This window comes from Pseudoalteromonas sp. RW-H-Ap-1 (assembly GCF_048318575.1).
In the GTDB taxonomy this organism is placed as follows: domain Bacteria; phylum Pseudomonadota; class Gammaproteobacteria; order Enterobacterales; family Alteromonadaceae; genus Pseudoalteromonas.
The window spans coordinates 1,247,304-1,273,039 of the sequence record NZ_CP166996.1; the positions used below are offsets into that span (position 1 = coordinate 1,247,304).

At 40.8% G+C, this 25,736-nt stretch carries 24 protein-coding genes and 1 pseudogene; 17 read left to right on the plus strand and 8 right to left on the minus strand.

Features of this window, described 5'->3' with window-relative positions; translation table 11 throughout:
- Window positions 1-133 precede the first annotated feature (133 nt).
- The 6 genes and pseudogenes from AB8618_RS05840 to AB8618_RS05865 all read right to left on the minus strand — a co-directional run bounded on the left by AB8618_RS05840 (window position 134) and on the right by AB8618_RS05865 (window position 5,955).
- Entirely contained in the window at window positions 134-577 is a 444-nt protein-coding gene (locus tag AB8618_RS05840; RefSeq protein ID WP_413401720.1) for a ferritin-like domain-containing protein, read from the minus strand.
- 170 nt (window positions 578-747) lie between these two features.
- Window positions 748-1,685, minus strand: a pseudogene (locus tag AB8618_RS05845) (LysR family transcriptional regulator).
- A 16-nt stretch (window positions 1,686-1,701) separates the two neighbouring features.
- Window positions 1,702-3,420 (minus strand): bifunctional isocitrate dehydrogenase kinase/phosphatase, encoded by a 1,719-nt coding sequence (aceK, locus tag AB8618_RS05850; protein ID WP_413401722.1) that lies wholly within the window; start codon window positions 3,418-3,420, stop codon window positions 1,702-1,704.
- 183 nt (window positions 3,421-3,603) lie between these two features.
- A complete protein-coding gene (locus AB8618_RS05855; RefSeq protein ID WP_138607000.1) occupies window positions 3,604-4,095 on the minus strand; it encodes a DUF4124 domain-containing protein in 492 nt (163 codons plus the stop codon).
- 145 nt (window positions 4,096-4,240) lie between these two features.
- Entirely contained in the window at window positions 4,241-5,737 is a 1,497-nt protein-coding gene (locus tag AB8618_RS05860; protein WP_413401724.1) for a DUF3413 domain-containing protein, read from the minus strand.
- Window positions 5,738-5,742: 5 nt separating this feature from the next.
- Window positions 5,743-5,955, minus strand: coding sequence for a DUF1414 domain-containing protein (locus AB8618_RS05865; RefSeq protein WP_008109847.1), 213 nt, complete (start codon window positions 5,953-5,955; stop codon window positions 5,743-5,745).
- 63 nt (window positions 5,956-6,018) lie between these two features.
- Here AB8618_RS05865 and yejK point away from each other — a divergent pair, with 63 nt between their 5' ends.
- On the plus strand, window positions 6,019-7,035 hold the full coding sequence (gene yejK, locus AB8618_RS05870; RefSeq protein ID WP_109874826.1) for a nucleoid-associated protein YejK: 1,017 nt from the start codon (window positions 6,019-6,021) through the stop codon (window positions 7,033-7,035).
- 399 nt (window positions 7,036-7,434) lie between these two features.
- Here yejK and rne read toward each other — a convergent pair whose 3' ends face one another.
- Complete coding sequence (gene rne / locus AB8618_RS05875; RefSeq protein WP_413401727.1) at window positions 7,435-10,596, minus strand: ribonuclease E; 3,162 nt, start codon at window positions 10,594-10,596, stop codon at window positions 7,435-7,437.
- A gap of 775 nt (window positions 10,597-11,371) precedes the next feature.
- Between rne and rluC the strand changes: the two genes are divergently transcribed.
- A complete protein-coding gene (rluC, locus tag AB8618_RS05880; protein WP_010389627.1) occupies window positions 11,372-12,331 on the plus strand; it encodes a 23S rRNA pseudouridine(955/2504/2580) synthase RluC in 960 nt (319 codons plus the stop codon).
- Window positions 12,328-12,987, plus strand: a complete 660-nt coding sequence (locus AB8618_RS05885) for an HAD-IA family hydrolase (protein WP_418157341.1) — start codon at window positions 12,328-12,330, stop codon at window positions 12,985-12,987. Before rluC ends, AB8618_RS05885 begins: the two co-directional genes overlap by 4 nt.
- Before the next feature lie 4 nt (window positions 12,988-12,991).
- Here the strand turns inward: AB8618_RS05885 and AB8618_RS05890 are convergent, their stop codons facing one another.
- Window positions 12,992-13,597, minus strand: a complete 606-nt coding sequence (locus AB8618_RS05890; protein WP_413401731.1) for a Maf family protein — start codon at window positions 13,595-13,597, stop codon at window positions 12,992-12,994.
- 131 nt (window positions 13,598-13,728) lie between these two features.
- Here AB8618_RS05890 and yceD point away from each other — a divergent pair, with 131 nt between their 5' ends.
- From yceD to AB8618_RS05960, 14 genes are all read left to right on the plus strand, one after another.
- Window positions 13,729-14,253, plus strand: coding sequence for a 23S rRNA accumulation protein YceD (gene yceD / locus AB8618_RS05895; RefSeq protein WP_008109862.1), 525 nt, complete (start codon window positions 13,729-13,731; stop codon window positions 14,251-14,253).
- 9 nt (window positions 14,254-14,262) lie between these two features.
- Entirely contained in the window at window positions 14,263-14,433 is a 171-nt protein-coding gene (gene rpmF, locus AB8618_RS05900) for a 50S ribosomal protein L32 (RefSeq protein WP_008109865.1), read from the plus strand.
- A 12-nt stretch (window positions 14,434-14,445) separates the two neighbouring features.
- Window positions 14,446-15,483, plus strand: a complete 1,038-nt coding sequence (gene plsX, locus AB8618_RS05905) for a phosphate acyltransferase PlsX (protein ID WP_008467405.1) — start codon at window positions 14,446-14,448, stop codon at window positions 15,481-15,483.
- Between the two features lie 55 nt (window positions 15,484-15,538).
- Window positions 15,539-16,465, plus strand: coding sequence for an ACP S-malonyltransferase (gene fabD / locus AB8618_RS05910; RefSeq protein WP_413401735.1), 927 nt, complete (start codon window positions 15,539-15,541; stop codon window positions 16,463-16,465).
- Between the two features lie 11 nt (window positions 16,466-16,476).
- Window positions 16,477-17,223: a 3-oxoacyl-ACP reductase FabG gene (gene fabG / locus AB8618_RS05915; protein ID WP_131690862.1), complete on the plus strand. Its 747-nt coding sequence runs from the start codon at window positions 16,477-16,479 to the stop codon at window positions 17,221-17,223.
- A gap of 250 nt (window positions 17,224-17,473) precedes the next feature.
- A complete protein-coding gene (gene acpP / locus AB8618_RS05920; RefSeq protein ID WP_008109873.1) occupies window positions 17,474-17,710 on the plus strand; it encodes an acyl carrier protein in 237 nt (78 codons plus the stop codon).
- Window positions 17,711-17,979: 269 nt separating this feature from the next.
- A complete protein-coding gene (gene fabF, locus AB8618_RS05925; protein ID WP_138562960.1) occupies window positions 17,980-19,218 on the plus strand; it encodes a beta-ketoacyl-ACP synthase II in 1,239 nt (412 codons plus the stop codon).
- A 68-nt stretch (window positions 19,219-19,286) separates the two neighbouring features.
- Entirely contained in the window at window positions 19,287-20,084 is a 798-nt protein-coding gene (gene pabC, locus AB8618_RS05930) for an aminodeoxychorismate lyase (RefSeq protein ID WP_413401738.1), read from the plus strand.
- Complete coding sequence (mltG, locus tag AB8618_RS05935) at window positions 20,084-21,070, plus strand: endolytic transglycosylase MltG (protein WP_413401740.1); 987 nt, start codon at window positions 20,084-20,086, stop codon at window positions 21,068-21,070. Before pabC ends, mltG begins: the two co-directional genes overlap by 1 nt.
- Window positions 21,071-21,075: 5 nt before the next feature.
- On the plus strand, window positions 21,076-21,702 hold the full coding sequence (gene tmk / locus AB8618_RS05940) for a dTMP kinase (protein ID WP_010389641.1): 627 nt from the start codon (window positions 21,076-21,078) through the stop codon (window positions 21,700-21,702).
- A gap of 1 nt (window position 21,703) precedes the next feature.
- Window positions 21,704-22,618 carry a DNA polymerase III subunit gene (locus tag AB8618_RS05945; RefSeq protein ID WP_413401742.1) on the plus strand — a complete coding sequence of 305 codons (915 nt, stop codon included), beginning with the start codon at window positions 21,704-21,706 and terminating at the stop codon, window positions 22,616-22,618.
- Window positions 22,619-22,630: 12 nt separating this feature from the next.
- Window positions 22,631-22,957: a PilZ domain-containing protein gene (locus AB8618_RS05950; RefSeq protein WP_008109887.1), complete on the plus strand. Its 327-nt coding sequence runs from the start codon at window positions 22,631-22,633 to the stop codon at window positions 22,955-22,957.
- A gap of 17 nt (window positions 22,958-22,974) precedes the next feature.
- On the plus strand, window positions 22,975-23,754 hold the full coding sequence (locus tag AB8618_RS05955; RefSeq protein ID WP_054200711.1) for a TatD family hydrolase: 780 nt from the start codon (window positions 22,975-22,977) through the stop codon (window positions 23,752-23,754).
- A gap of 4 nt (window positions 23,755-23,758) precedes the next feature.
- Window positions 23,759-25,618 carry an alkaline phosphatase D family protein gene (locus AB8618_RS05960; RefSeq protein WP_413401745.1) on the plus strand — a complete coding sequence of 620 codons (1,860 nt, stop codon included), beginning with the start codon at window positions 23,759-23,761 and terminating at the stop codon, window positions 25,616-25,618.
- The last annotated feature ends 118 nt before the right edge of the window (window positions 25,619-25,736 follow it).

The following is a 25,736-nucleotide window of genomic DNA, read 5'->3' on the forward strand; positions in this document are numbered from 1 at the left end:
AGATGTTTTAACTAATAATAGTGATGAATTTTTACAAACATGTGACGAAACTAATTTTTTTGACAGGGGGGAGTTTTTTTAAGGTAACAAAAAGCCCAGCACTAAGGCTGGGCGGTTATTCTTTGTATTAAACTTAATGTTTTTGCATTTTACTCATTTCAGCATGGCAGCTCTGCATAGTAAGTAATACCTTTGATAACGCTGCTTCACAATCATGGGACTGAGGTTTTTTCAACGCTACTTTAATTTCTTCTAAGGTTTTATCTTCTACTTCTTCAAGCTCTTTAACGTAGGTTTGATCGTTATCGTTAGTAAATTTACTAATCAAAGTAGTAAATGCTCGGCGCGCTTCTACAACAAACGATGAACCATTTTCACGCTCACCTTGTTGATTAATTGCGTAAGGTTGTAAACTCTCCACACTGACTTTACGAGCGTCAATCATACGTTGAAATAGGGCACCTATTGCGGGGTCTTGTACTTTATCTTGTGCTGTTTGGTAAAAGTCGATGCCGCTATTCATTACTTGGATAATGTCGGTAATATGATTTATTTCTTGTCCTTGATGGGTGCTCATAATAATGACCTCTGTTAATTTAAAATACAGTCATTACTAAGCAAGCGCTATTCCAAGTAGGTTTTATTTTTTAAGCTTTTGTATTTTATGGTTTTTAATTTTTTAATAGTTTGGTAGGCCTGCTAACTAAGCGTTAGCAAGCAAATTTTACATAAAGGTATGTAAGAAGGTTATTTTAGCTCATCCGCTACTTCAGCTACTTTTTGGCGTAACCAAATATGACTAGCATCTCTGTGTAATAAAGGGCTCCATATCATATCAAGTTCAAATGGTGGGATAGGAAAGGGGGCTCAAGTATTTTAAGCCCAGGATCGTCTAAATAAATATTGGCTGCTTTTGAGGGCAAAGTCGCAACTAAATTTTTCTCTTTGGCTAAGTGAACAGCTACATGGTAGTTACGAGTAAAGGTGGCAATATTTCGGTGTTTACCAAAATGCGCCAGTGCTTCATCAACCCAGCCCAGCTTTTGCACATCTTTAGGGTCCATCCCCACACCAACACCAAAGCCTGTTTTACTTACCCAAATATGGCGAGCTTTTAAATAGCTGTCTAGGCTAAAGTTTTCAATAATGGGGTTATCTGATTTTACTAAACAACAAAAGCTGTCTTTCCAAATACGTTTATGGTGAAACGATTGTGGTAAATTTTCAAAGCGGTTAATCGCCATATCAACTTTACCGTTTTCAACATCGTGAAAGGTAACATCACTAGGCGTTAAAATATCTAAGGTGGTGTCGGGCGCTTCTTCGTGTAGTTTCCCTAATAAACGCGGTGCCATGGTACTGGCCGCGTAATCACTGGCCATGATCCTAAACACTCGCTTGCTTTGTTTAGCCTCAAACTCACGGTTAGGTGCCAGCGTTTCTTCAAGGGTCATCAAAATTCCACGAATCACAGGCTGTAACTCAATAGCACGCTCAGTCGGTACCATACCATCACTGGTGCGCACTAAAATAGGATCGTTAAAAAGGTTACGTAGGCGTTTAAGTCCGTTACTCATTGCCGGTTGAGTAATACTAAGCTGGTTTGCAGCACGAGTAACATTACATTCACGCAGTAATGTATCGAGGTAAACCAGTAAATTTAAATCTATTTTACTTATATTCATTGTGTGTCCTTAACGTTTACCAATAATGGATAAAACGCTGTGCTGTAGGATAGGGATAAATGTGACTCACCTTTCCATTTTTTATATTTTGTTGTGCTTGTTTCCAAAAGTTCACATCAAGTAATTCAGGGTGCGTGCTAGTTAAAAATTGTTTATATGTTGGATTGGGCATAACAAAGGTACATAGCTGCTCTGGAAATACATCTTGGGGAGCAACCGAGTAACTTTGTTCATCCATTAAATAATCGTCATAACTTTTTGCTTTAGGTAGCGCTCTAAAGTTCATGTCTGTTAAATATTGCACTTCGTCGTAATCGTAAAAAATAATCCGTTTGTGCTTACTTACACCAAAGTTTTTTAACAGCATATCGCCGGGAAAAATATTCACGGCAATCATTTCTTTAAGCGCCTGGCCGTACTCTTCAATAGCATCGGCGGCACTTTTTTCATCTGCATTTTCTAAAAACAGATTCAGCGGTGTCATCCGTCTTTCAATATATAAATGTTTTATTATTAACCAGTCACCTTCAATGACCATTGATGATCCAATGGTTTTATGCAACTGCGCTAACAAGTTACTATCAAAACGCGCTAAAGGAAATACGACGTTTGAATACTCTATGGTGTCGGCCATTCGCCCTACACGGTCGTGGCTTTTAACCAGTTGATAGCGTTTTAATACCGTATCACGACCAAATGGTTTACTTTCGCCAAATTTATCTTTAATAACTTTAAATACATAACCAAACGAGGGGAGGGTAAATACCATCATCACCATGCCGGGTGTGCCAGGTGCAATGGTAAATTGGTCATTAGAATGAGTTAAATGATTCAAAAACTCACGGTAAAACTCAGTTTTCCCTTGTTTATGAAAACCAATGGCGTTGTAAAGCTCGGCTAAGGTTTTATTCGGCATGAGTTGGTTTAAAAACCGCACTAACGCTGAGGGGGCGTGAGTTTCTACCATAAAGTAAGCTCGTGCAAAGCCAAAAATAACCCGCATTTGCGATGACTTAGTCAGTAGGGCATCAAGATATAACCCCTTATCTTCGTGGTGAAGTACCGCAATGATAAAAGGTTGAACGCCGCTTTGCGATACGACACGCCCTACAATATATGCGGCTTTATTGCGGTAAAACGGCGTGTGTAATATATCAAAACGCATTTGCCAATGCTGGTGGTGAGTATCGGGAGCTTGCTTATAAAACGCTTTTACTAATAAACGAATATCACGCTCAAGGTTGACAAAATCGGCTTTAAAATCAAAGTGGTTAATAATACGTTTAATTGTTGGTTTTAAACCATCCACGACGGGGAAGTAACTTCTATATTCAGCCTCTACTGGCACTGAGGGCGCATCTTTGAGTGTCGCTTCAACAAAAATAAAGTCGTTATGAAAATAGCGGCGGTGGTACAAGCGGCAAAATACAGAGTTATAAAATGTTTCGGCAAGCTCAGCCTGCGGGTGAAAACATAAAAAATGCTGGTAAATTTTCTTTACTTCAAGCCATAAACTTTCGTTTAGCTGGTCTGTTTGTTGGCGTTCACGTAAGGTTTTTGTGGTTTCGTTAACCCGATCATCGTAATAACTAATACGTAGGCGGCTAATATCATTAATTGCTTGCCAATCTCTTTTAGCAAACGCATGAGGCGCTTTTGCTGTTGTTCTTTGAAACAGCAGGTAATGTTTTTTAAATCCGGTTAATATTAACTCAGCAATTTGGCGTGGTTGCATCAGTACTCCTTAATTGACGCCTTTGGGTGTTTAGTAAAGTGCCGGTGGATACCATTTAATTTGTAAAAGCGGGTCAAAGGAAATTGCACCACTAAACACGCATTAGAGTTTGTACTCTATAGTTGTTAAGGGTATGTTATTTTATGTTTAAAACCAAGCAAATTAAGATGATATTTATTTAAGTTAGTTGGAGTCTGTTTGGTAGGCATCAATCTTTTTTTGTAATTTCTTAATTCGTTTTTCAATTAATTTTTTATCTTTTTTATATTGCTTATCTAAACTTTTTTGCGTTTTTTTAATATCTTTTCTAATTCGTTTTTTATCATCGGCACTTAATATATGATTCAAGCGTTGTTGTTGTTTAAAATCAGCTCTGTCTTTTTCTCGTGAAAGTATAGCGAGTTTATGCTGGTTACTGCGCAGCTCCGCCTCTAAGTTAGTAATTATGGTGTCGCGCTCAAGCTCGTTTAACTGCTTAGTGTAGTTTATTTCTTCACCTGTTTGTTTTGGCTCCGTGGCAGTTATTTTATGCATGGTTGCATTGTTACTACAGGGCAATTGTGAAAAGGTAGTTCCTTTTGGGGTTACGCATTTGTAATAGGTAGTTTGGGCTAGTGCAAGAGAGCTAAAGCATAAAAGGCAGGCAGTAATGATCAGATTAATAACGTTGAACATAATGATTATCCTTTGCGCATTCTGATCGAGTTAAAATGTTTTAATCCTAAAAACTATAACTTAGCTGAGGGGGATAGCAAGTGCAAAGGAGCAATAACAGAAACCAAGCGAGTCAGTTTTAATGGCTCGCTCATATTATGAGGTGCTATTGAGAAAACGTTTTAAGCTTTTTAATACTGTGTACTAAAAACGGAATATCAAGTCCTTGCTCAATAGAAAACCCTTCAGCCGCGGAAATGTTTCTAAAGTTTCCATCACGATCAATCAGCGTAATTCTATCTTTTTTATAAGCAATTACGACACCTTGTGAGTAATTAACGCCAATATTATTGCTTTTGCTGTATAAGTTTTCGCCTAGCATAGTTTGCTTAGCAAGCGCATTACAGTTTAAGTATTGGCCAAGGCTAGTAGCAATAATATCACTAGGCTGAATTAAGCCATTCACTTTAGAAATAAACTTATCTGAGCTATATAGCGTTGACGTGGTCACTATTTCATTGCTGTTTTGAGACACACTAAATGCAAAAAACTCAGTAGCATCATCACGAACCGTTGCATTTTCAGTCGCTTTAATCACCCTGATTGCACTGTCTTTATGTGCTTGCTCGTTAATAAAGCTCAGCTCATCAATACCAAATACTTTTACACTTCGACGTTGGCTTTGCCAAACGGGTAAGGTTTGTTGCTCAATAATGTCGGTTTTATAAAATGCAGGCAGGCCATACACCAAACCAAATAGCATGTCGCTCTGATCGGTGGGTTGTAAAAATTGTTGGTTTTTATAAATGCCTTTTTTGCTAGCAACAAATTTTGTTAACTGCTCGTCATTATCAAAAACTAAAATATCAACTTTAGCCGCATTGTGATCTTCACATTTTGCTAATGGGGTAGGTACTTGGTAATTAATACCTTGGTTATTAATTTTAACATTATGTGCTTGTTCGTAGCTTTCAACATCCAATAAGTCGTTTTTAGCGAGTAAACTTTTGGCTGTAGTAGGGTACGAAAGTGGCAGTACGTTGTCTTGCTTGGTGATATCAAACTTTAAATTTGCATCAGCCCAAATATGAATACTGTGGCTTAATGCAAAACAAATCACTAAAAAAGAACCGGCATAACGCGCAAATTTAAATTGCTTTAAGCGTGCTAGATGGTGCCAGGTAAAGTTACTAACTGTAAGCTGAAAGCCTAAAATAAGTAATACAATACTTCCTGCTAGCAAGGTAGTGAGCGCCGGTGAATTTGTTAAGCGGTGCCACAATAACGAAATAATTTCTGGCAGTGCTGAGGCATTTAAGTGATAGCCTAAGTTAAAATACACATAAGCGTCTAAAGTCAGTATTGAAGCACCTATTGTTGCTATAACTGCCGCCATGCCGCGAATATGCTGCGGATAGGGGAACACTAAACTTAAAGGAAAGACCGTCAGCACAAACGCTAAAAAGGCAATAAAGCTGGTGTGGCTTAGCCACGTAACCACCATATAAGCGATACCTATAAAAGTGGTGGGTGGCGAGTCGGCAAATAAATAGCTTAAGCTAATTAAAAGCGCCAAACCAATATTGGCAAATGTAAACCAATGGCCCCAACTTAATAATTGACTTGCTTTCGATGAAAACTGGTTATGCTGCGATAAATTCATAGAGTTTATTTAACCGACTGAGCGAGTGCTTTTGCAAAGTTCTCAGTAACAGCTTGTCTTTTCCCTGTTGGTACATGCTCTTTTAAGATATGCGTGATAGAATTTCCTAAACACATAAGACTTAAATCAACCGGCGCATTGTGTTTTGATAAAACATCAATAAGCTGATCGACGATTTGTTCTACTTCTTCATTAGAGTATTTTGATAAGATTGGCATCAGTTGGTTCAATAAAAATAGTTATATTCCCGTATTTTAACACCAGAGGCGTGAAAAACAAAGATGGCAATAGATGTTAAAAAATTAGTCGTGCACTATGTAGACAAAAAAGATGACGACACCCAAATTCACCTTCGCAACGACGAAATGATGATCAACGACAAAGTTGCTGTATTCATTGAGCAATTACACCACGCCTACAACGGCAAGCCGGGCAAAGGTTTTTGTGCTTTTAGTGGTGAAAAAAACAGTATTGTTGCCTCTACTATGCAAAGCTATCGTAATAATGAGCTTGGCTTTTGGCATATGACCGAGCAGGCATCAACGGTATTAAAAGAAGAGTTAGATAAATACGCCTTTAATGAAACTGGCTACTTAGTATTTTGTCATTATCAGTACGTGGCTACTGATTATATGTTGATTGCCATGATCAACATTAAAGAGCACTACTCCATGACTTCAGAGCTTGATTTAGCCGCATCGCGCCATTTAGATATTTCGCGTATGCAATTGGCTGCTCGCATCGATTTAACAGCATGGGATACCCAAGCAGACGACAATCGTTATATTTCGTTTATTAAAGGTCGTGCAGGGCGAAAAGTGGCTGACTTCTTTTTAGATTTCTTAGGTTGTGAAGAGGGCATTGATCCTAAGCAACAAAGCCAAGTAATGTTAAGCGCGGTAGAAGACTACTTATCAGAGCAAGAATTTGATAAGTCTGAAAAAGACGATTTACGTAAGCAAGTATTTGATTATTGTAACGACTGTGTCACTACTGGCGAAGAAGCCAATGTAAGTGAGCTTTCAGCAACGCTGACCAAAGGCGACGACAACCCGTTTGAGAGCTTTTGTAAAGAGCAAAGCTATGACCTAGAAGAGTCATTTCCAGTCGATAAGAAAACAGTAACAAGTATGGTTAAGTTTTCAGGCTTAGGTGGCGGTGTGAGTATTAGCTTTGAGCGCAAACATTTAGGTGAACGTGTAACATACAACGAAGCAACAGATACACTGGTCATAAAAGGCATACCACCAAACCTAAAAGATCAGTTACAGCGCTTTATGGAGCAAGAGCAGGATTAAACTCACAGCGGGCTACGGGTTTCGGGATTCAAGCCCGTAACCCTAACCCCATAGCCAGTTAACTTTCGATTGTAATTTTACCCTCTAAAAGCACAGCGTCTCTTAGCCCTCTTTGTGCATAATTTCTTTGCGCAACATAAAGCCCCGCCTACAATGAACCTCAATGTAAACCTTATCCGTAGGCGGGAGTTTACCTCGCGCATGTTTTAGGTGTCAGGAATAGCTGTAAACTTAGAGCATGCTCACGACAGGTTTCGAGCTACGGGGTTCGGTATTAGGCTCGAAGCCCGATCCCCGCAGCTCGTCGACCCCGTTTGCCAGTTACATAAATACCAGGCAATAAAAAACCGCGTTAAAATCAATTAACGCGGTTTTTTAGCTTTGAGCTAAACTTAGTGCTTATTCAGCATTAAGTGTTTTAGTCATTGCTGAGCTTGCACGACCAGCAGGTTTTACCGAGCCAGGGCGAAGGCCACTGTCAGGGATTAACTCACGTTTGTCATGTGCCATTGCAACTGATGTATGCTTGATTTCGCTATCAGCTACAGGTGTTGGCTGTGCCATTGGCGCACTTGCATGTCCTGCTGTAATCACTGTTTTAGCGTTTACATTAGCTGAGCTCGCTTGCGACACTGTCTCAGGCTGACTTTCAACTACAGGCGCTTCTTTAGCTTCTACAGGTGTTTCAGTAGCACTAACCGGTGCGGTTTCAGCTTCAACAGCAACTTCTTCAGTTTTAACTGGCTCTTCAGCTTTAACTGGTTCTTCAGTTTTAACTGGCTCTTCAGCTTTCACTGGTTCTTCAGTTTTAACTGGTTCTTCAGCTTTCACTGGCTCCTCAGCTTTTACTGGTTCTTCAGTTTGCACTGGCTCTTCAGTTTGCACTGGCTCTTCAGCTTTCACTGGTTCTTCAGTTTTAACTGGCTCTTCAGTTTGCACTGGTTCTTCAGCTTTCACTGGTTCTTCAGCTTTTACTGGTTCTTCAGCTTTTACTGGCTCTTCAGTTTTCGCTAATTCTTCTTCAACAATGTTTTGCTCAACTGCATCAGAGGCATCAACAGCTGTTTTATGTGCTTTTGCTTTTAGCTCTGCTTCATATTCAGCTGCAGCTTGATCAGCAACGGGTACAAACGCAGGCGCTTCATCAGAAGACTTTTCTTGAGCGTTTTCACCTTCAGGGCGACGACGACGCTGACCTGATGCACGAAGATGACGTGGTGAACGACGCGAACGAGTGCGTGTTTGCTCTTGTTCTTCGTCTTGTGTTACTGCGTTATCATTTGAATCAACAACAGCTTCTGCTTGTTCTTTAGCAGGTGTAGGTGCTTTTTCATCTGATACAGGCGTTTGCTTTTCAACAACAGGTGCTTGCTCTTTCACTTGTGGCTTTTCTTCTTTAACCACAGGTTGATCAACAGGTTGTTCTGTTGTTTGAACTTGCTCAGCACTTTCGTCTTGTACGCGAACTTTTTTACGTAAATTACGACGTTGACGACGTACCTTAGGCTTTTGCTCTTTTGGCTCAGCATTCTTATCAGATTTAGGCGCAGTATCCGCTTTTTGAGTTGCCTCTGCTTTTACTTGCGTTTTATCTTCTGTTTTATGCTCAGGACGTTTACGCGTATTTGAATTACGACGGCGCTTATTGCGGTTTTCATTCTTTTCTTGCGTATCACCTGCAGGTGCTGACTCATTTTTAGTTTCAGACTCTGTATTACGTTCGTTGCGTGGTTTATTACGTGGGTTATTATTGCGACGACGTTGGTTGTTACGACGACGATTATCATTGCCACGGTTGTTATTGGTACGCTCTTGAGATTTCTTTTCAGAAGACTCTTGTGTTGTTTGCTCATTTTCACTTGCAAATAACGACTTAATCCATTTGCCAAGTGCAGTAAATAGGCCAATTTCAGCTTTTGCTTCTACTACTGGCGCAGCTTTTGCTGCTGCTTGTGGAGCAGGGCTAGAAGGCATAACGACACCTTTAAGCTTCGGCTCTTCACGTACAGGTGCTGCTGGCGATTTAGACATTTCAAATGCTTCAGGCTCAGGCGCAACAACTTGCTCGTAGCTTACAGTTTCAAGCGTTTCATCTTTACGTAAGCGCATTACTTCGTAGTGTGGTGTTTCCATGTGTTGATTAGGAATAATCACTACGTCACATTTGTGATGCTTTTCAATGCGGTGAACGCTACGACGTTGCTCATTTAATAAATAAGCGGCAACGGCAACAGGCACTTGTGCGTTTACTTGTGCAGTGTTGTCTTTAATTGCTTCTTCTTCAATCAAGCGTAAAATTGATAGTGCAATTGACTCGTTTGAACGAATAGTACCTTGACCACTACAACGTGGACAAACACCTTGGCTTGCTTCACCTAGTGAAGGGCGTAAGCGCTGACGCGACATTTCAAGTAAACCAAAGCGCGAAATTTTGCCAATTTGTACACGGGCACGATCTGGGCGAGCAGCATCTTTTAAACGGTTTTCTACTTCACGTTGATGACGTGGAGGCGTCATATCAATAAAGTCGATAACAATTAAACCACCTAAGTCACGTAAACGAAGTTGACGTGCAATTTCATCCGCTGCTTCTAGGTTGGTGTTAAGTGCTGTTTCTTCAATATCACCGCCTTTTGTTGCTTTAGACGAGTTGATATCGATAGATGTAAGTGCTTCAGTAGGGTCAATAACAATTGAACCGCCTGATGGTAAACGCACTTCACGTTGGAACGCAGACTCAATTTGGCTTTCAATTTGGTAATGCGTAAATAATGGTGTGTCACCTTGATAAAGCTTAACGCGGCTCATAAAGTCAGGACGAAAACGCTCTATGTGCGCTTTAGCTTCTTCAAAAACACGTGGCTTATCAATTAAAATTTCACCAATGTCACGACGTAAATAATCGCGAATAGCGCGGAAAATAACGTTACTTTCTTGGTGAATTAAGAATGGCGCTTTAGCACTGTCTGCCGCTTGTTGAATGGCTTCCCAGTGGACTAATAATGCTTTTAAATCGTAATTTAGTTCTTCAAACGATTTACCAACACCCGCAGTACGTACAATTAAGCCCATACCTTTAGGTAGTTCTAAACGGCTTAGCGACTCTTTAAGTTCAGTACGCTCATCACCTTCGATTCGGCGAGAAATACCGCCAGCGCGAGGGTTGTTTGGCATAAGCACTAAGTAGCTGCCAGCAACGCTGATAAAAGTAGTTAATGCTGCACCTTTTTGGCCGCGCTCTTCTTTATCAACTTGTACTATTACTTCTTGACCTTCTTTGATCACGTCGCGAATATTCGGACGGCCATGGAAGGTGTAACCTTGTGGGAAGTAAGTACGAGCAATTTCTTTTAATGGAAGGAAACCATGACGATCAGCACCGTAGTCAACAAATGCTGCTTCTAAAGATGGTTCAATGCGTGTGATTTTGCCTTTATAAATATTGGCTTTTTTCTGTTCGTGACCTGGGCTTTCTATGTCTAAATCATATAGGCGCTGGCCGTCAACCAGTGCTACGCGCATTTCTTCTTGCTGCGTTGCATTGATTAGCATACGTTTCATAATGTTACTCTACTAGTTTATGTCGCTGACATGACGATGTTTTTCTCGCCTGTTCAGGTGTTCCTATTTTTAGAATGTGCAGCCTCACGACTGGGTCTTTAACGGAACGGCTCTGTATTTTGGTACGCAGTATTTTAAATGCCGGCAAACAATAGGGTGTTATCACACTATTAAATTCTAAAAGGATTCAAATGTGTCGGCTATTTAGCTCAATGCACATTTTATCCAGAAGTTGGCCTGTCATATCAATCTTGTTAAATGCATTCATATTAGGTGCGTAGGGCTCTTTAGGTTCAAACCATAGTTTCGATTTTAAAACTACCGTTATCTATTTTATGAGCAAAAATCGCTACCGATATTAATGAACGCTTATTTATTAGATTTTTTTAGTTCTAAATAAGCTGCTGTACGGTACTACTACAATATTTGAGCGAATTCTGAACGGCGTGTTTTTACGCCGTCACTATCAGACAAATTATCTGTTCATTGCTTTTACTATCACGTTAAAAATCAATTCATGTTCAAACTTAACCAGCAATATATTACGCGCATTGCCGTTAGTTGTGCGCACGTGTTAACTGGGTATGTATAAAAGCTTTGGAAAACTTAACTCGGATCTGTATGATCGGTTACCCAGAATGTGCATCACGAATGTTTTATTGTGTTAAAAAGCACCGTTGTTATTTGCAAATACTAAATATTTGCGCTGCTGATTATCCCACTATTATAACCGTGTTAGCAACTAAATTATTTTACTTAAATCAGTGATTAGGCAATGTCAGAAAAAACCGGCTTACAAGTAACTTTTGTCACTATCAACGAAGACCACTTAGGTCAGCGTATTGATAACTTTCTTATTACCCATTTAAAAGGGGTGCCTAAAAGCGCAGTTTACAAAATTCTTCGTAAAGGTGAGGTGCGTGTAAATAAAAAACGCATTAAGCCTGTTTATAAATTGCAGCTAGACGACGTTATTCGTATACCGCCAATTAGAGTGTCAGAGCGTGAAGAGTTTGTACCGTCAAAACTCGATAAAGTAACACGTCTCGAAGACGATATATTATTTGAAGATAAATACCTGATTGTTATTAATAAGCCCTCAGGCATGGCGGTGCATGGCGGTAGTGGCTTAAGCTACGGGCTTATTGAAGCATTACGTGTTTTACGCCCAGAAGAGCGCAGCCTTGAGCTTGTGCATCGGTTAGACCGCGATACTTCAGGTTGTTTACTTATTGCTAAGCGTCGCTCAGTGCTGACCGCTTTGCATGAGCAATTACGCGAAAAAACCATGGAAAAAAATTACTGGGCATTGGTAGAAGGCCAATGGGACTCGAAAACGAAAAATGTAACGGAAGGTTTGCGTAAAAATACCCTTAAATCGGGTGAGCGCGTAGTACGTGTTGATAACACGGAAGGTAAACCGTCGCATACCCGTTTTAAAGTGCTTGAGCGTTTTAACGATTGTTCATTAGTACAAGCATCCCCTGTAACCGGTCGTACTCACCAAATTCGTGTGCACACTCAGTGCCAAGGCCATGCCATTGCCTGTGATGACAAATACGGCGACCAAGGGTTTGACGAGTCAATGCGTAAACGTGGTTTAAACCGCTTATTTTTACACGCCCATGATTTAAGCTTCTACCATCCAAAAAACGAAACCACCATGCGAGTAGAAGCACCGCTTGATAAAGCACTATCAAGCTGTTTAGTTAAACTTAGAGCAGCAAAAGCGTGAATTTAACGCCGATTAAAAAATATAAGCTAGTAATTTTTGATTGGGACGGCACCATTATGGATTCAATTAGCAAAATCGTTAATTGCATTCGCAAAAGTGCCCAATCACTTAATATTGAGCCGCCAAGCGATACCGCCAGTAAAAATATTATTGGTTTATCGCTTGAAAACGCAATCGCAACTTTGTTTCCTGATCACAGTGAACATCACGAAGCGCTTATTGCAGGGTATAAACAGCAATATGCACTTGATACCACCCCAACACCGGTGTTTGATCACGTTGCACAGGTACTTACTGCGTTAAAAAGCCAAGGCGTAATATTGGCAGTTGCCACAGGTAAAAGCCGAGTAGGACTGGAACGTTTACTGGATAAAAGCCAACTGCGTCACTTTTTTAGTGCTACGCGTACCAGCGACGACGCTAAATCAAAGCCTGCTCCCGATATGCTTTATCAATTGCTTGAAGAGCTAGGGATAAGTGTTGATGAAGCGCTAATGATAGGCGACACCCAAATAGATATGGCAATGGCAAAAGCCGCAGGTGTGGATAGAATAGGGGTAACCATGGGCGTGCACAACGCTGCGCAATTAAACGAATTAACCCCGATTGCAACCGCTGACAACTATCAGCAGTTGCAAGATATATTACTCGGTTAATCAGTTAATTTGCGCTAGGCACTTGCGCTGCTAATACATCAATATCAAACTCAGCCAATAATTGGCTGAGTTTGATGAGTGGTAAACCAATTAAGCTGTTTGGATCATCACCACTGAGTCTTTCAAATAAACAAATACCCAAACCTTCACTTTTAAAACTTCCTGCACAGTTATAAGGTTGCTCTGCATCGCAATAAGCACCTATTTGCGCCTTTGTTAAGGTTTTAAAGGTCACATTGAATGGCTCAACAATAGTTTTGCTTTGTTTAGTATGAATATCGTACACACACAAGCCCGTTAAAAAAGTGACTGTTTGCCCGCTAAATAAGCTCAATTGCTTTATTGCGTTTTCTTTATTGTGCGGCTTACCTAATATTTGACCATCAAATACAGCAACTTGGTCGGAGCCAATCGCGAGGCCTTGGTCAAAATGATCGACGGCTGCAGCGGCTTTTAATTCGCTGAGGCGCTTAACAAGCATGGTTGGTGTTTCGTTTTTATGTGGCGTTTCGTCAACATCTGGCGAAAACGTTTCAAACGGCAGATTAAATTTTTGTAATAAAGACTGCCTAAATGGCGAGCTTGAGGCTAATATAAGGGAGTGCTTCATGGCATGTTTTCCTAACGTAAATCAGATTGAGTTAGGATAAATCAGATCCGTGAGTAAAACACGTGAAAAACAACGTAAAATTGGTTTTTTACTTTGACTAACTTACTAACTATCTATATGATGCAGCCCCTATGCAAAAGGTGAAAATTCCCATCACCCTTCATCCGGGCAAAGCAGCTCAGCATCGTTTAAAGTATGACGGCGTTGTACCGCTTGAGAAACTTCCTCGTTTACGAGGGGTTATCCAGGAAGAAGTAGGTGAAATAGCGGTAAAAATTCATTGCAAAAACGATGAGCAAGGTTTAGTTGTGATTAGTGGCAATTTGTCCACACACGTAACTGTCACTTGTCAACGTTGTAATGGTGATTTAGGGTTGGATTTGGATCAAGACTTTGTGTATTCGCCAGTCGGTTTGGATGCAGAGTCAGATGATCTTCCAGAAAGCTACGACGAAGTAGCACTTGATGAAAATGGTGAAATAGACGTATTTGAGTTAATCGAAGACGAACTTATTTTAGCAGTGCCATTAGTGCCTACCCACAACGAAGCTTCATGCAGTTATACAGCAGAGCCTGCCAGCTTTGGTGTTTTAAAGGCGGAAGATGATAAACCAAATCCATTTGATATTTTGAAACAACTTAAGAAAGATTCTTAGGAGAAGACTATGGCTGTACAAAAAAGCAAAAAGTCTCGTGCAAGACGCGGCATGCGCCGTTCACACGATGCGATCAGTGGTCCAACTTTAACTGTAGACCAAACATCTGGTGAGACTCATCGTCGTCACCATGTGACTGCAGATGGTTACTACAAAGGCGTTCAAGTAATTTCTAACTAAGAGATTGCTTATATGCTGACTAATCTAACCATAGCGTTAGATATGATGGGGGGCGATTATGGCCCCCGTTCATCTATCCCCGCAGCCGTTCGTGCGGTAAATGCTAATGCCAACTTAAAACTCATTTTATGTGGCAACGAGCAAGTAATAGCTAAACAACTAGAATCACTCGATTCACTTTCTCATCCCAGATTAATTATTCGCCATTGTAATGATGTTGTTACCAATGCCTGCGAACCCGCTGTTGCTGTACGCTCAAAAAAAGATTCTTCCATGCGAGTTGCCCTTGATTTAGTTAAATCGGGTGAAGCGCAAGCCTGTGTTAGTTCTGGTAATACAGGGGCGCTATTTTTTATGGCGCATTACGTATTAAAAATGCTTCCTGGGGTGAAACGTCCCGCTCTTATCTCTGCTGTACCTACTGAACGTAAAAATCCCGTTTACTTACTCGACTTAGGCGCTAATGTGCATTGTGATGCGCAAATGCTGTATCAGTTTGGCATTATGGGCTCTGTGGTTGCAGGCCAAGCACTTGGCTGCGATAACCCTAAAGTGAGTTTATTAAATATTGGTGCTGAAGATATAAAAGGCCATGAAGAAATTAAGCAAGCCGCACAATTAATGCAACAAAGCGAGCTGATTAATTATATTGGTTACAGTGAAGGCAGCGATATTTTTTCTGGCAAAGCCGATGTTATTGTCTGTGAAGGCTTTGTTGGTAATGTTGCACTTAAAACCTGTGAAGGCATTGCTAAACTTATCATGAAAAAGTTTACCCGTGCCCTCGAAAAGCACGTCGTTTACAAGTGTATGGCGTTTATGTTGGCGCCAATCATAAAAAAACTCTATAAAAGAGTGAACCCCGACCAGTATAACGGCGCTTCTCTGGTAGGATTGCGCGGTATTGTTGTTAAAAGCCATGGAAATGCCTCAGCTAAAGCATTTCATGCTGCAATCGACGAAGCAGTGAAAGAAGTAGAACGTCAGCTTCCAGATAAAATAGCTGCTATTTTCGAAAAAACACATTCTAAAGACACGGCGGTTGAATAACAGTTAACGTGCCGTGTTACACATTATTTATTTTGTTTAATTATAAGAGCAAATTATGGCACAAAAAATTGCACTTCTTTTTCCAGGTCAAGGCTCGCAAACTGTGGGTATGTTACAAGAGCTACTAGTGAGTTCTGACATAGTAAAAGCTACATTTGCAGAAGCTTCAACCGCACTTGGTTACGACCTAGCAGACCTTGTACTTAACGGTCCAGAAGAAAAACTAAATCAAACACACCGTACACAGCCTGCACTATTAACCGCAAGCGTTGCTATTTATCGTCATTGGTTAGCTGCAAATCCAGATGCTGACGTCGTTATGGCAGGTCACAGCCTGGGTGAGTACTCAGCTTTAGTATGTAGCGATGTGATCAGTTTAAGCGAAGCCGTAAAATTGGTTGAAAACCGCGGTTTATACATGCAAGAGGCCGTACCTGCTGGTGTAGGTTCTATGGCCGCAATCATTGGTTTAGGCGACGATGAAATTAAAGCGGCTTGTGCAGCAGCGGCACAAGGTGAGGTGGTTTCTCCAGTAAACTATAACTCGCCTGGTCAGGTTGTTATTGCCGGTCACAAAGATGCAGTTGATAGAGCCTCTGTTGCTTGTAAAGAAGCGGGAGCAAAACGTGCACTGCCATTATCGGTAAGCGTACCGTCGCATTGTGAACTAATGAAACCAGCTGCTGAGAAATTAGCCGCCGATTTAGCCGCTTTAACATTTAATACACCTAAGTGTGATGTAATCAATAATGTTGATGTAAAAGCAGAAGGTTCAGCTGATGCAATTAAAGAGGCATTAGTACGCCAGTTATATAGCCCAGTACGTTGGACTGAAACGGTACAAGCATTGGTTGCACAAGGTGTAACACAAAGTTATGAATTTGGTCCTGGTAAAGTACTAACTGGACTTGCAAAACGCATTGATAAAGCGATGGTGTGTGGCTCAGTTAACGACCTTGCATCAATCGATTCAGCTAAATAAGAGTATATAATATGAGTAATTTATTTTCTTTAGAGGGCAAAGTTGTCCTGATCACTGGCGCTAGCCGTGGTATTGGTAAAGCTATTGCAAACACATTAGTAGCACAAGGTGCAAAAGTAGCGGGCACGGCAACAAGCGAGTCGGGTGCGGCTAATATTAGTGAGTATTTAGGTGATAACGGTAAGGGTTATGCGTTAAACGTAACGGATCCTGCATCAATTGAGGCGACATTAGCGGCAATTAAAGCCGATTTAGGTGATATTGATGTATTAGTGAATAATGCCGGTATTACGCGCGATAATTTATTAATGCGCATGAAAGAAAATGAGTGGGACGATATTATCGATACCAACTTAAGCTCTATCTTCCGTTTATCTAAGGCTGTACTTCGCCCTATGATGAAGAAAAAGAACGGCCGTATCATCAATATTGGCTCTGTAGTGGGTACTATGGGTAATGCGGGTCAAGCTAACTATGCGGCCGCTAAGGCGGGTGTTATCGGCTTTTCTAAGTCACTAGCGCGTGAGGTAGCCTCTCGTGGAATTACTGTAAATGTGGTTGCACCTGGTTTTATTCAAACAGACATGACCGATGATTTGACAGATGAGCAAAAAGCAGCAACGCTTGCAAACGTACCTGCGGGTCGTTTAGGTCAGCCAGATGAGATTGCAGCTGCAGTATGTTATTTAGCATCTGACGCCGCTGCGTACGTATCAGGTGAAACTTTGCATGTAAATGGTGCGATGTATATGGTTTAAGTTCGCAATGCGAATTAAATAAACTATAAATTGCATGCGGGTTTACTAAAAAATATTGAATTTTTCGCAAACTTGCTTTAAACATACTTGAAATCGCTGTGAAAATAAGCGATAAAAGATAAAATAAACACTCAAGAGGTTTGACCAGCAAATTATTTATGGTCAAAAGATTGAATCAGAGAATTATCGGACGTAAACTACGCCGCAATCTGAAAATAACGCATTGGCGTTTTTAATAAAGGAAAGAAGAATGAGCGATATCCAAGAACGCGTAAAGAAAATTATCATCGAACAGCTAGGTGTTAAAGAAGAAGAAGTTAAAAACGAAGCTTCATTCGTTGATGACCTAGGTGCAGACTCTCTTGATACTGTTGAATTAGTAATGGCTCTTGAAGAAGAGTTCGACACTGAGATCCCAGATGAAGAAGCTGAAAAGATCACTACAGTACAATCTGCAATCGATTACGTTACAGCTCACGCTGAGTAATTAATCGCAAATTAAGGGCAGCATTCGCTGCCTTTAATCTTTATATCCAAACCACCTCAAAGTACATGATTCAATTCCAAACCCTCACTCATCATCAGCAATTAAATTGTTATTGCTTAGCGTTGGTTATTGGTTTGAGACTCGCACTTTGAGGTAGCTTGGGTATGATCATCCCCAATACTAATAACATAACTAGCAACAGCGTTAACGCTGAAATAAACTGAGCTAAGTTAATTGGTATAATAATAATTCCTTATTGGAGGCAAACCGTGGCTAAACGTCGTGTCGTCGTAACTGGCTTAGGAATGTTGACGCCGCTAGGCAATGATGTTCAATCAACCTGGCAAGGCTTATTAGATGCTAAAAGTGGTATTCAAAATATTACCCACTTTGATACATCAAAATTTGGTACTCACTTCGCTGGTTTAATCAATGATTTTGATGCATCGGCTTACATGTCACCAAAAGATGCTAAAAAAATGGATTTATTTATCCAGTATGGCATTGCAGCGGGTGTTCAAGCTTTTCAAGATTCTGGCCTCGAAGTCACTGAACAAAACGCAACACGCATAGGTGTAGCGGTGGGTTCAGGCATTGGTGGCTTAACCCTCATTGAAGAAAACCACATAAAATTATTAAACAGCGGCCCACGTAAGTTATCGCCGTTTTATGTACCGTCTACCATTATTAATATGATCTCGGGTCATTTATCTATAATGCACGGCTTACGTGGTCCTAATATTTCAATTGTAACGGCATGTACTACAGGCCTGCACAACATTGGCCATGCCGCTCGTATGATTGCCTACGGCGATGCCGATGCAATGGTTGCCGGTGGCGCAGAAAAAGCCTGTACACCAATTGGAATGGGTGGTTTTAATGCCGCACGTGCGCTTTCAACGCGTAATGACGATCCACAAGCAGCGTCTCGCCCGTGGGATAAAGACCGTGATGGTTTTGTACTTTCTGATGGTGCCGGTGTGGTGGTTGTTGAAGAATACGAACACGCGAAAGCACGTGGCGCTAAAATTTATGCAGAGCTTGTTGGTTTTGGCATGAGTGGTGATGCGTACCACATGACCTCACCACCAGAAGATGGCGCAGGTGCAGCTCTGGCTATGGAAAACGCATTAAATGATGCGCAAGTAAATGCAGAGCAAGTTGGCTACATAAACGCACATGGTACGTCTACTCATGCGGGCGACAAAGCAGAAACGTCAGCGGTTAAAACCATTTTTGGTGATTCAGCTAAAGATGTAATGGTAAGTTCATCAAAATCTATGATGGGTCACTTACTTGGAGCGGCAGGCTCTGTTGAGTCGATAGTGTCTATTTTATCGTTGACCGAGCAAAAAGTGACGCCAACGATTAACTTAGATAATCCAGACGAAGGCTGTGATTTAGATTACGTACCGCATACAGCACGTGATGCTAAACTTGATTACGCTTTGTGTAACTCATTTGGGTTTGGTGGTACTAATGGCTCGTTACTGTTTAAAAAGGTATAATCTTTTTTAACAACGAACGACAATAAGAACCCAGTTGTTTAACTGGGTTTTTTTATGTGTAAAAAAATATGCAAACAATAATAACAGCAAGTGAAACCAGTAATATAAGCACCCATGATAGAGGCTTAAATTATGGCGATGGCTTTTTTACCACCGCAATTATTACTGATGGACAGGTTGAGCATTGGGCCTATCACAAAGCACGCTTGATTGAATGTGCGCAGCGTTTAGGGTTTCCGGCGCTTGAGTTTACTGCTCTTGAGTCGCACATAACTCAGCAAGTAGCATCACATTCTCAAGCGGTCCTTAAAGTCGTGATAACACGAGGCGAGGGCGGGCGAGGCTATGCGCCACCAAGTGAATGTAATTTAAACATTATTGTGAGTGTTTTACCTTATCCAGATCATTACAACAGCTTAACAGATACAGGCATTAGTTTAGCTATTAGCCCGATTAAGCTGGCCGTTCAACCTCATTTAGCTGGACTTAAAACTTTAAATAGGCTTGAACAAGTACTGATCAAAAATGCCCTACAAACTCAGCACAGCGATGATGCGTTAGTGCTTGATTACAACAACAATGTAATTGAAACCTCAGTGGCTAATATTTTTGCAATAAAAAATAATAAAGTATTTAGCCCAAGGCTCGATGAATGCGGCATTAAAGGTGTTTTTCTGCAATCTTTATGTGATAAATTAACCGTTGAATTTAAAACTGTCAGCGTTGATGACCTAACCCAAGCAGACGCCATATTTGTATGTAACAGCTTAATGAAAATTGTGCCCGTAAAAAGTATAGGTGAGCACTGTTTTGATATTGCGTATAGTCAATCATTACTAAACGAGTTATTAGCCAAGGAGGCTTAGTGTTAAAAGTTATATTATCAGTATTACTACTGGCTTTTTTTAGCTCTGTGATTGGCTACCAGCAATTACAAGCAACCATTGAAACGCCATTAAAATTAGCTACTAATACTCAATTTAAAGTTGAAAAAGGCACCGGTTTTAATAAGTTATGTCGTCAATGGCAACAACAGCAGTGGCTTGAAGATTGCTGGCGGTTTCAAATATTAGCTAAACTCGACCCAACCTTGACCGATTTAAAAGTGGGTTTGTATGAGTTAAGCGCAGATAGCGTAATAAACAACATAAAAAAAATAAACCAAGGTGAGCAAATTAGTTTTAGCTTTACCATTATTGAAGGTCAGGCACTTAGAGATGTATTAAACACGGTAAAAATTGCTCCGCATTTACAAAACGATTTAAAACTCGAGCAGCTTGGCGAGCAAATAACCGGCAAGCAAACTCACCTTGAAGGGTGGTTGTTTCCCGATACCTACCATTATCATAGTAACGACAGCGCTAGTAGTTTATTAAAGCGTGCTGCGCAAAAAATGCAGCTAACATTGGCAGATGCATGGCAGCAACGAGCAAGTGATTTACCTTACAATACCGCCTATGAAGCTCTGATAATGGCCTCTATTATCGAAAAAGAAACTGCGCTTGCCAGTGAGCGCCCATTAATTGCTTCAGCGTTTATTAATCGCTTAAATACCAATATGCGCTTACAAACCGACCCTACCGTAATATATGGGCTAGGCGAAAGCTTTGATGGCGATATCAAACGTAAAGACCTAAGAAATTACACGCCGTATAATACCTATCGTATTAACGGATTACCGCCCACACCGATCGCCATGCCTTCCAAAGAAGCTATTTTAGCTGCGGTAAATCCGCCCAAAAGCGAGTATGTTTACTTTGTAGCCAAAGGTGATGGTAGTCATCAGTTTTCAACCACATTAAAACAACATAACGCGGCTGTTAACCGGTATATTTTAAATAAAAAGAATTAGTATTTATGAAACCAAAATTTATAGTTATAGAAGGCCTAGAAGGCGCGGGTAAATCAACCGCCATTGCTCTGTGCCAAGATTTTTTAAACCATCATCATGTTGATTTTATTAATGTGCGCGAACCCGGTGGTACACCGCTGGCTGAATCGTTACGTACTTTAGTAAAAGCAGAGCACCAAGAAGAAATAGCTTTTGAAACTGAGCTGCTAATTATGTATGCCGCGCGTTCACAACTAATGCATAATGTGATCAACCCGGCGCTTGAGCAAGGGCAGTGGGTATTAGCTGATCGTCACGATTTATCGTCACAGGCCTATCAAGGTGGCGGGCGAGGAATAAGTGCAAACACATTAGCATCGTTATCATCTATGGTTTTAAAAGGTTTAAAACCAGATTTAACCATTTACTTAGATATTGACCCTGTTATTGGCCTTGAACGTGCAAAAGGCCGTGGCGAACTAGATAGAATAGAGCAAGAAGCTATTGAGTTTTTTCAGCGCACCCGTATGCGTTATATTGAGCTTGCAAACGATGACGACAGCATAAAAACAGTTGATGCCAATCAAAGTATTGATAAAGTTCACCGTGATATTACCAATGTACTACGCACGTTTTTTTCAGGGTTAAAATAATATGGCATTGCCGTGGCTTAATGAGGTAGAGCAACGCTTAACTCAAAGCTATAAAGCACAGCGTTTTCATCATGCACAGTTGTTTTGCGGGCCTATTGGGGTTGGCAAATTTGAGCTAAGTGAACAACTAGCAAATAGTTTGTTATGCCAAAATACGCAAGCACAGTTAAGTAGCCCAAATAGTGTGTTAAGCCCGTGTGGGCAATGTAAAAGTTGTTCATTAAACTTAGCAGGTACACACCCAGACAAGCGCATTACCCAAGTGGAAGGGCAAAGCATAGGTGTTGATGATATTCGCGGCATAAGCGATTTTATGCATCAGTCTGCTGCGCAAAATGGCAATAAAGTAGCGATTATTCAAAACTGCGAAAAAATGACCACCGCAGCAGCTAATGCGTTATTAAAAACCTTAGAGGAGCCAAGTCATAGTCGGTTTTTAATTTTGACAACCAGCCAAGTGGCGCAATTACCTGCCACTATTTTAAGTCGCTGTGCTAAAACCGAGGTTAAAGTAACCAATAACCAATTAGCACAACAATGGTTGAGTAGTTTGGATGTGCCTAACTATCCGTGGTTGTCGTTATTTTATAGCCAACCATTGCAAGTGAAGCAGTGGCAACAGCAAAATCAGCTAGAAAATATTGATACGCTTTATAAATTTGCAACTGAGTTTAAACAAAGCCATAATTTCAATGCGTTAGTCGATATAATAAATAAACAGCCCGAGCTTGTTCGTATTTTTACTTTATTTTTAAGTGAGCAGCTCAAACAACAGCTTTTAAATGGCATGAGTTTTGACTCTTATCAAGTTGCTCAGCAAGCACTGAATGATTTTTTACAGAATAACATACAAATACTTGGGCTAAATTTACCGCTTGCGGTATCACGACTAGCGTATACATTACGTAACCAATAAAAAGGACTAGATATGCAAGAGCTATTAGTAGATATAGACGACCTTGACGAACTATATCGCTGTTACATGCCTTTTTTAAAAAAAGGTGGGTTATTTGTACGCACCAATATGCGTTATGAACCTGGGTATTCACTTGCCTTACGCGTTACCTTGCCTGACGCGCTAGAAGATGACGTGGTAACCGGAAAGGTTACGTGGATCACGCCACAAGGCGCTCAGAGCTCAAATCCACCAGGGATCGGTATTAGCTTTTTAGATGATAAAACCAATCTAAACGCGAAGATCGAAAAACTGCTGGGGACTATGTTAAACTCCGGCAATCCAACTTATACCATGTAGTAAAAACAGGCCTTATTTTGATTGTAGATTCTCATTGCCATTTAGACCGTCTTGATTTTGATAAACTCGATTTAAACCTAGACCAAGTACTTGATAACGCCCGCGCTAAAAAAGTAGAGCACTTTTTATGTGTCAGCGTCACACTTGATCAGTTTCCCAATATGCTAGAGCAAATTAAGCATTACGATGACGTGTCTGCGTCATGTGGCGTGCATCCGCTCGATCAAAAAGACGCACTCAACAAACAGCAATTAATTGACTTAGCTTCACACGACAAAGTAGTGGCCATAGGTGAAACTGGGCTTGATTATTACTACGCAAAAGACACCCATGCAGTGCAACAAGCAAGTTTTGTTGGCCATATTGAGGTAGCTAATGAATTACAAAAGCCACTTATTATTCATACCCGTGATGCCCGTGCCGATACCATTAATTTAATGCGTGAGCACAAAGCAGAAAATTGCGGTGGGGTACTTCACTGTTTCACCGAAGATTGGGATATGGCCAAAAAAGCCATTGATATGGGCTTTTATATCTCTATTTCAGGCATTGTGACCTTTAAAAATGCGGTAGAGCTTAAAGAGGTAGTAAAGCAAATTCCTCTCGATCGACTGCTTATTGAAACCGACTCGCCTTATTTAGCACCAGTCCCATATCGTGGTAAAACTAATCAGCCAGCGTATGTTGAAGACGTGGCTTATTACATTAGTGAACTCAAAGGCATTAGCTTTAACGAGTTGGCAAAAGCCACTACTGATAACTTTTACTCTTTATTTAAATTAGCAGCTAAAGGCTAACCTCATGACGACTCTCTCGGTGCAACACCCGCTGTTAATTATGGGGCCCATGGTGCGCCGAGCAGAAAAAGCTGCAGTTTGTATTCAGTTTGCTACTTCAAAGCCAGTAAATTGCCGTGTAGAGCTAATTGGCTACGAGTGCTATAGCGAACAAGACACCATAAGGCTAGGGGAGCATTTATTCTTACAGTTTGTGGTAATTAAACCTATAAACAGTCAGTTCCCGCGCGATACATTATTATCATACCAACTATTTTTTGATGACACCCCTGTTGATTTATCAGCATTTAGCTTTAATAGTCAGCCATTACCTGAATTTGTGATCCCCAAAAAACTAACGCAAATATTACATGGCTCTTGTCGCAATGCGCATCATCCTGCAAAAGACAGCCTAGTAAGTTCAAGCCATTGGCAAGCCGTTCAGCGAAGTAATGAACAGCAGGGGGCACAGTTATTACTACTTTCGGGCGATCAAATTTATGCTGACGATGTAGCTGGCCCCATGTTATTAGCGATACATCAGCTAATTAAGCACTTGGGTATTTATAAAGAGCAGCCACTTGATTTAGATTTACCCGCTGACATTGCAGAACAGTTGTATGGTCGCCATTACTTGTTGCCAACTACCTCATGGAAAAACCGCTCAAAACTAGGTATTGGCTATTGGTTAAAAAAGGACGAACCGCATTTTTCCAGTGTTAAAGCATATAATCACCTGATTCATTTTGAAGAGTTCGTAGCGCTGTATTTACTCAACTTTAGTAGCCAAGCATGGCAATACATTGACCTAAATAACTTAAGTTACTCAGGTGGTAACGAAAAAAATCAAGCGCTATTTAATGCAGAAAAAACCGCATTAATCGACTATGCACAAGGTTTAGCAGAGGTAGAGCGATTGTTTGCCAATGTATCTACCTTAATGATGTTTGATGACCATGATGTAACCGACGATTGGAATCTCACCGCAGGGTGGGAGCAAGCCATTAATCAAAACCCCAGTAGCAAGCGTATTGTAAATAATGGCTTAGCAAGCTATTGGCTGTTTCAAGGAATGGGTAACGACGCACTGCAAAAAACCGGATCGTTACTTAGCCCTTTTAACGATTGTTTAGCCGGTGATATGCAGTGGCAATTTAAAGCGTTTGATAAACACCTTAACGACTTTAACCATTGGCATTACGAGCTAATGACCATTCCTAAAGTGGTGGTGCTCGATACCCGTACGCATCGTTGGCGTAACGAGCAAAACTTTAACGAACCTTCAGGCTTACTTGATTGGGAACGCCTCACAGAGCTAGAAGAAAGCCTATTAAGCCATGACCAAGTAATTATTGTATCGCCTGCTCCCGTGTTTGGGGTTAAATCGATAGAGGCAATTCAAGCGGTGTTTAATATGTGTGGGCAACCACTGATGGTTGATGTAGAAAACTGGATGGCCCACGAAGGCTCAGCCAAAAAGTTACTCAACACCTTTAGGCGCACCGACACCCCAAACGAAACGCTGATTTTATCGGGCGATGTACACTATTCGTTTTGTTTTTCAGTGCAAAAGCGTTTTGGCGATCATCCCAACAGAATTTGGCAACTGACAGCCAGTGGCATTAAAAATGAGTTTCCGCGCAAGCTAATAAATATACTCGACAAGCTCGACTCTATTTTATACGGCCCCAAAAGCCCACTTAACTTTTTTACCAAACGTTGGCATATGGAAGTAGACAAACATCAAACTAAAGGCAAAGGGCAAAAGTACTTAGTAAGCGATTCTGCTATTAGTTTGGTTACGCTTGAAGCGGGTAATTTAGGCAGGTACCAGCTAATCCACGGCGACGGCCACACCACCGAATTTGATTTAGAAGAGAAGTAAATTAGAACTTGTAGCAGCGACTTCATGTCGCGTCATTTTTTAATGTCGTTAGCGACGGGCGACGGGCGACGAGTTACGGGCTAAATATCTAAAAGCGCAGCGTCTCTTAACTCTCTTT

What these genes read in the sequence shown, in the direction of transcription:
- AB8618_RS05840 (WP_413401720.1), bottom strand. Translation starts at nt 577, where the DNA reads ATGAGCACCCATCAAGGACAAGAAATAAATCATATTACCGACATTATC.
- aceK (WP_413401722.1), bottom strand. Translation starts at nt 3,420, where the DNA reads ATGCAACCACGCCAAATTGCTGAGTTAATATTAACCGGATTTAAAAAA.
- AB8618_RS05855 (WP_138607000.1), bottom strand. Translation starts at nt 4,095, where the DNA reads ATGTTCAACGTTATTAATCTGATCATTACTGCCTGCCTTTTATGCTTT.
- AB8618_RS05860 (WP_413401724.1), bottom strand. Translation starts at nt 5,737, where the DNA reads ATGAATTTATCGCAGCATAACCAGTTTTCATCGAAAGCAAGTCAATTA.
- AB8618_RS05865 (WP_008109847.1), bottom strand. Translation starts at nt 5,955, where the DNA reads ATGCCAATCTTATCAAAATACTCTAATGAAGAAGTAGAACAAATCGTC.
- yejK (WP_109874826.1), top strand. Translation starts at nt 6,019, where the DNA reads ATGGCAATAGATGTTAAAAAATTAGTCGTGCACTATGTAGACAAAAAA.
- rne (WP_413401727.1), bottom strand. Translation starts at nt 10,596, where the DNA reads ATGAAACGTATGCTAATCAATGCAACGCAGCAAGAAGAAATGCGCGTA.
- rluC (WP_010389627.1), top strand. Translation starts at nt 11,372, where the DNA reads ATGTCAGAAAAAACCGGCTTACAAGTAACTTTTGTCACTATCAACGAA.
- AB8618_RS05890 (WP_413401731.1), bottom strand. Translation starts at nt 13,597, where the DNA reads ATGAAGCACTCCCTTATATTAGCCTCAAGCTCGCCATTTAGGCAGTCT.
- yceD (WP_008109862.1), top strand. Translation starts at nt 13,729, where the DNA reads ATGCAAAAGGTGAAAATTCCCATCACCCTTCATCCGGGCAAAGCAGCT.
- rpmF (WP_008109865.1), top strand. Translation starts at nt 14,263, where the DNA reads ATGGCTGTACAAAAAAGCAAAAAGTCTCGTGCAAGACGCGGCATGCGC.
- plsX (WP_008467405.1), top strand. Translation starts at nt 14,446, where the DNA reads ATGCTGACTAATCTAACCATAGCGTTAGATATGATGGGGGGCGATTAT.
- fabD (WP_413401735.1), top strand. Translation starts at nt 15,539, where the DNA reads ATGGCACAAAAAATTGCACTTCTTTTTCCAGGTCAAGGCTCGCAAACT.
- fabG (WP_131690862.1), top strand. Translation starts at nt 16,477, where the DNA reads ATGAGTAATTTATTTTCTTTAGAGGGCAAAGTTGTCCTGATCACTGGC.
- acpP (WP_008109873.1), top strand. Translation starts at nt 17,474, where the DNA reads ATGAGCGATATCCAAGAACGCGTAAAGAAAATTATCATCGAACAGCTA.
- pabC (WP_413401738.1), top strand. Translation starts at nt 19,287, where the DNA reads ATGCAAACAATAATAACAGCAAGTGAAACCAGTAATATAAGCACCCAT.
- tmk (WP_010389641.1), top strand. Translation starts at nt 21,076, where the DNA reads ATGAAACCAAAATTTATAGTTATAGAAGGCCTAGAAGGCGCGGGTAAA.
- AB8618_RS05945 (WP_413401742.1), top strand. Translation starts at nt 21,704, where the DNA reads ATGGCATTGCCGTGGCTTAATGAGGTAGAGCAACGCTTAACTCAAAGC.
- AB8618_RS05950 (WP_008109887.1), top strand. Translation starts at nt 22,631, where the DNA reads ATGCAAGAGCTATTAGTAGATATAGACGACCTTGACGAACTATATCGC.
- AB8618_RS05960 (WP_413401745.1), top strand. Translation starts at nt 23,759, where the DNA reads ATGACGACTCTCTCGGTGCAACACCCGCTGTTAATTATGGGGCCCATG.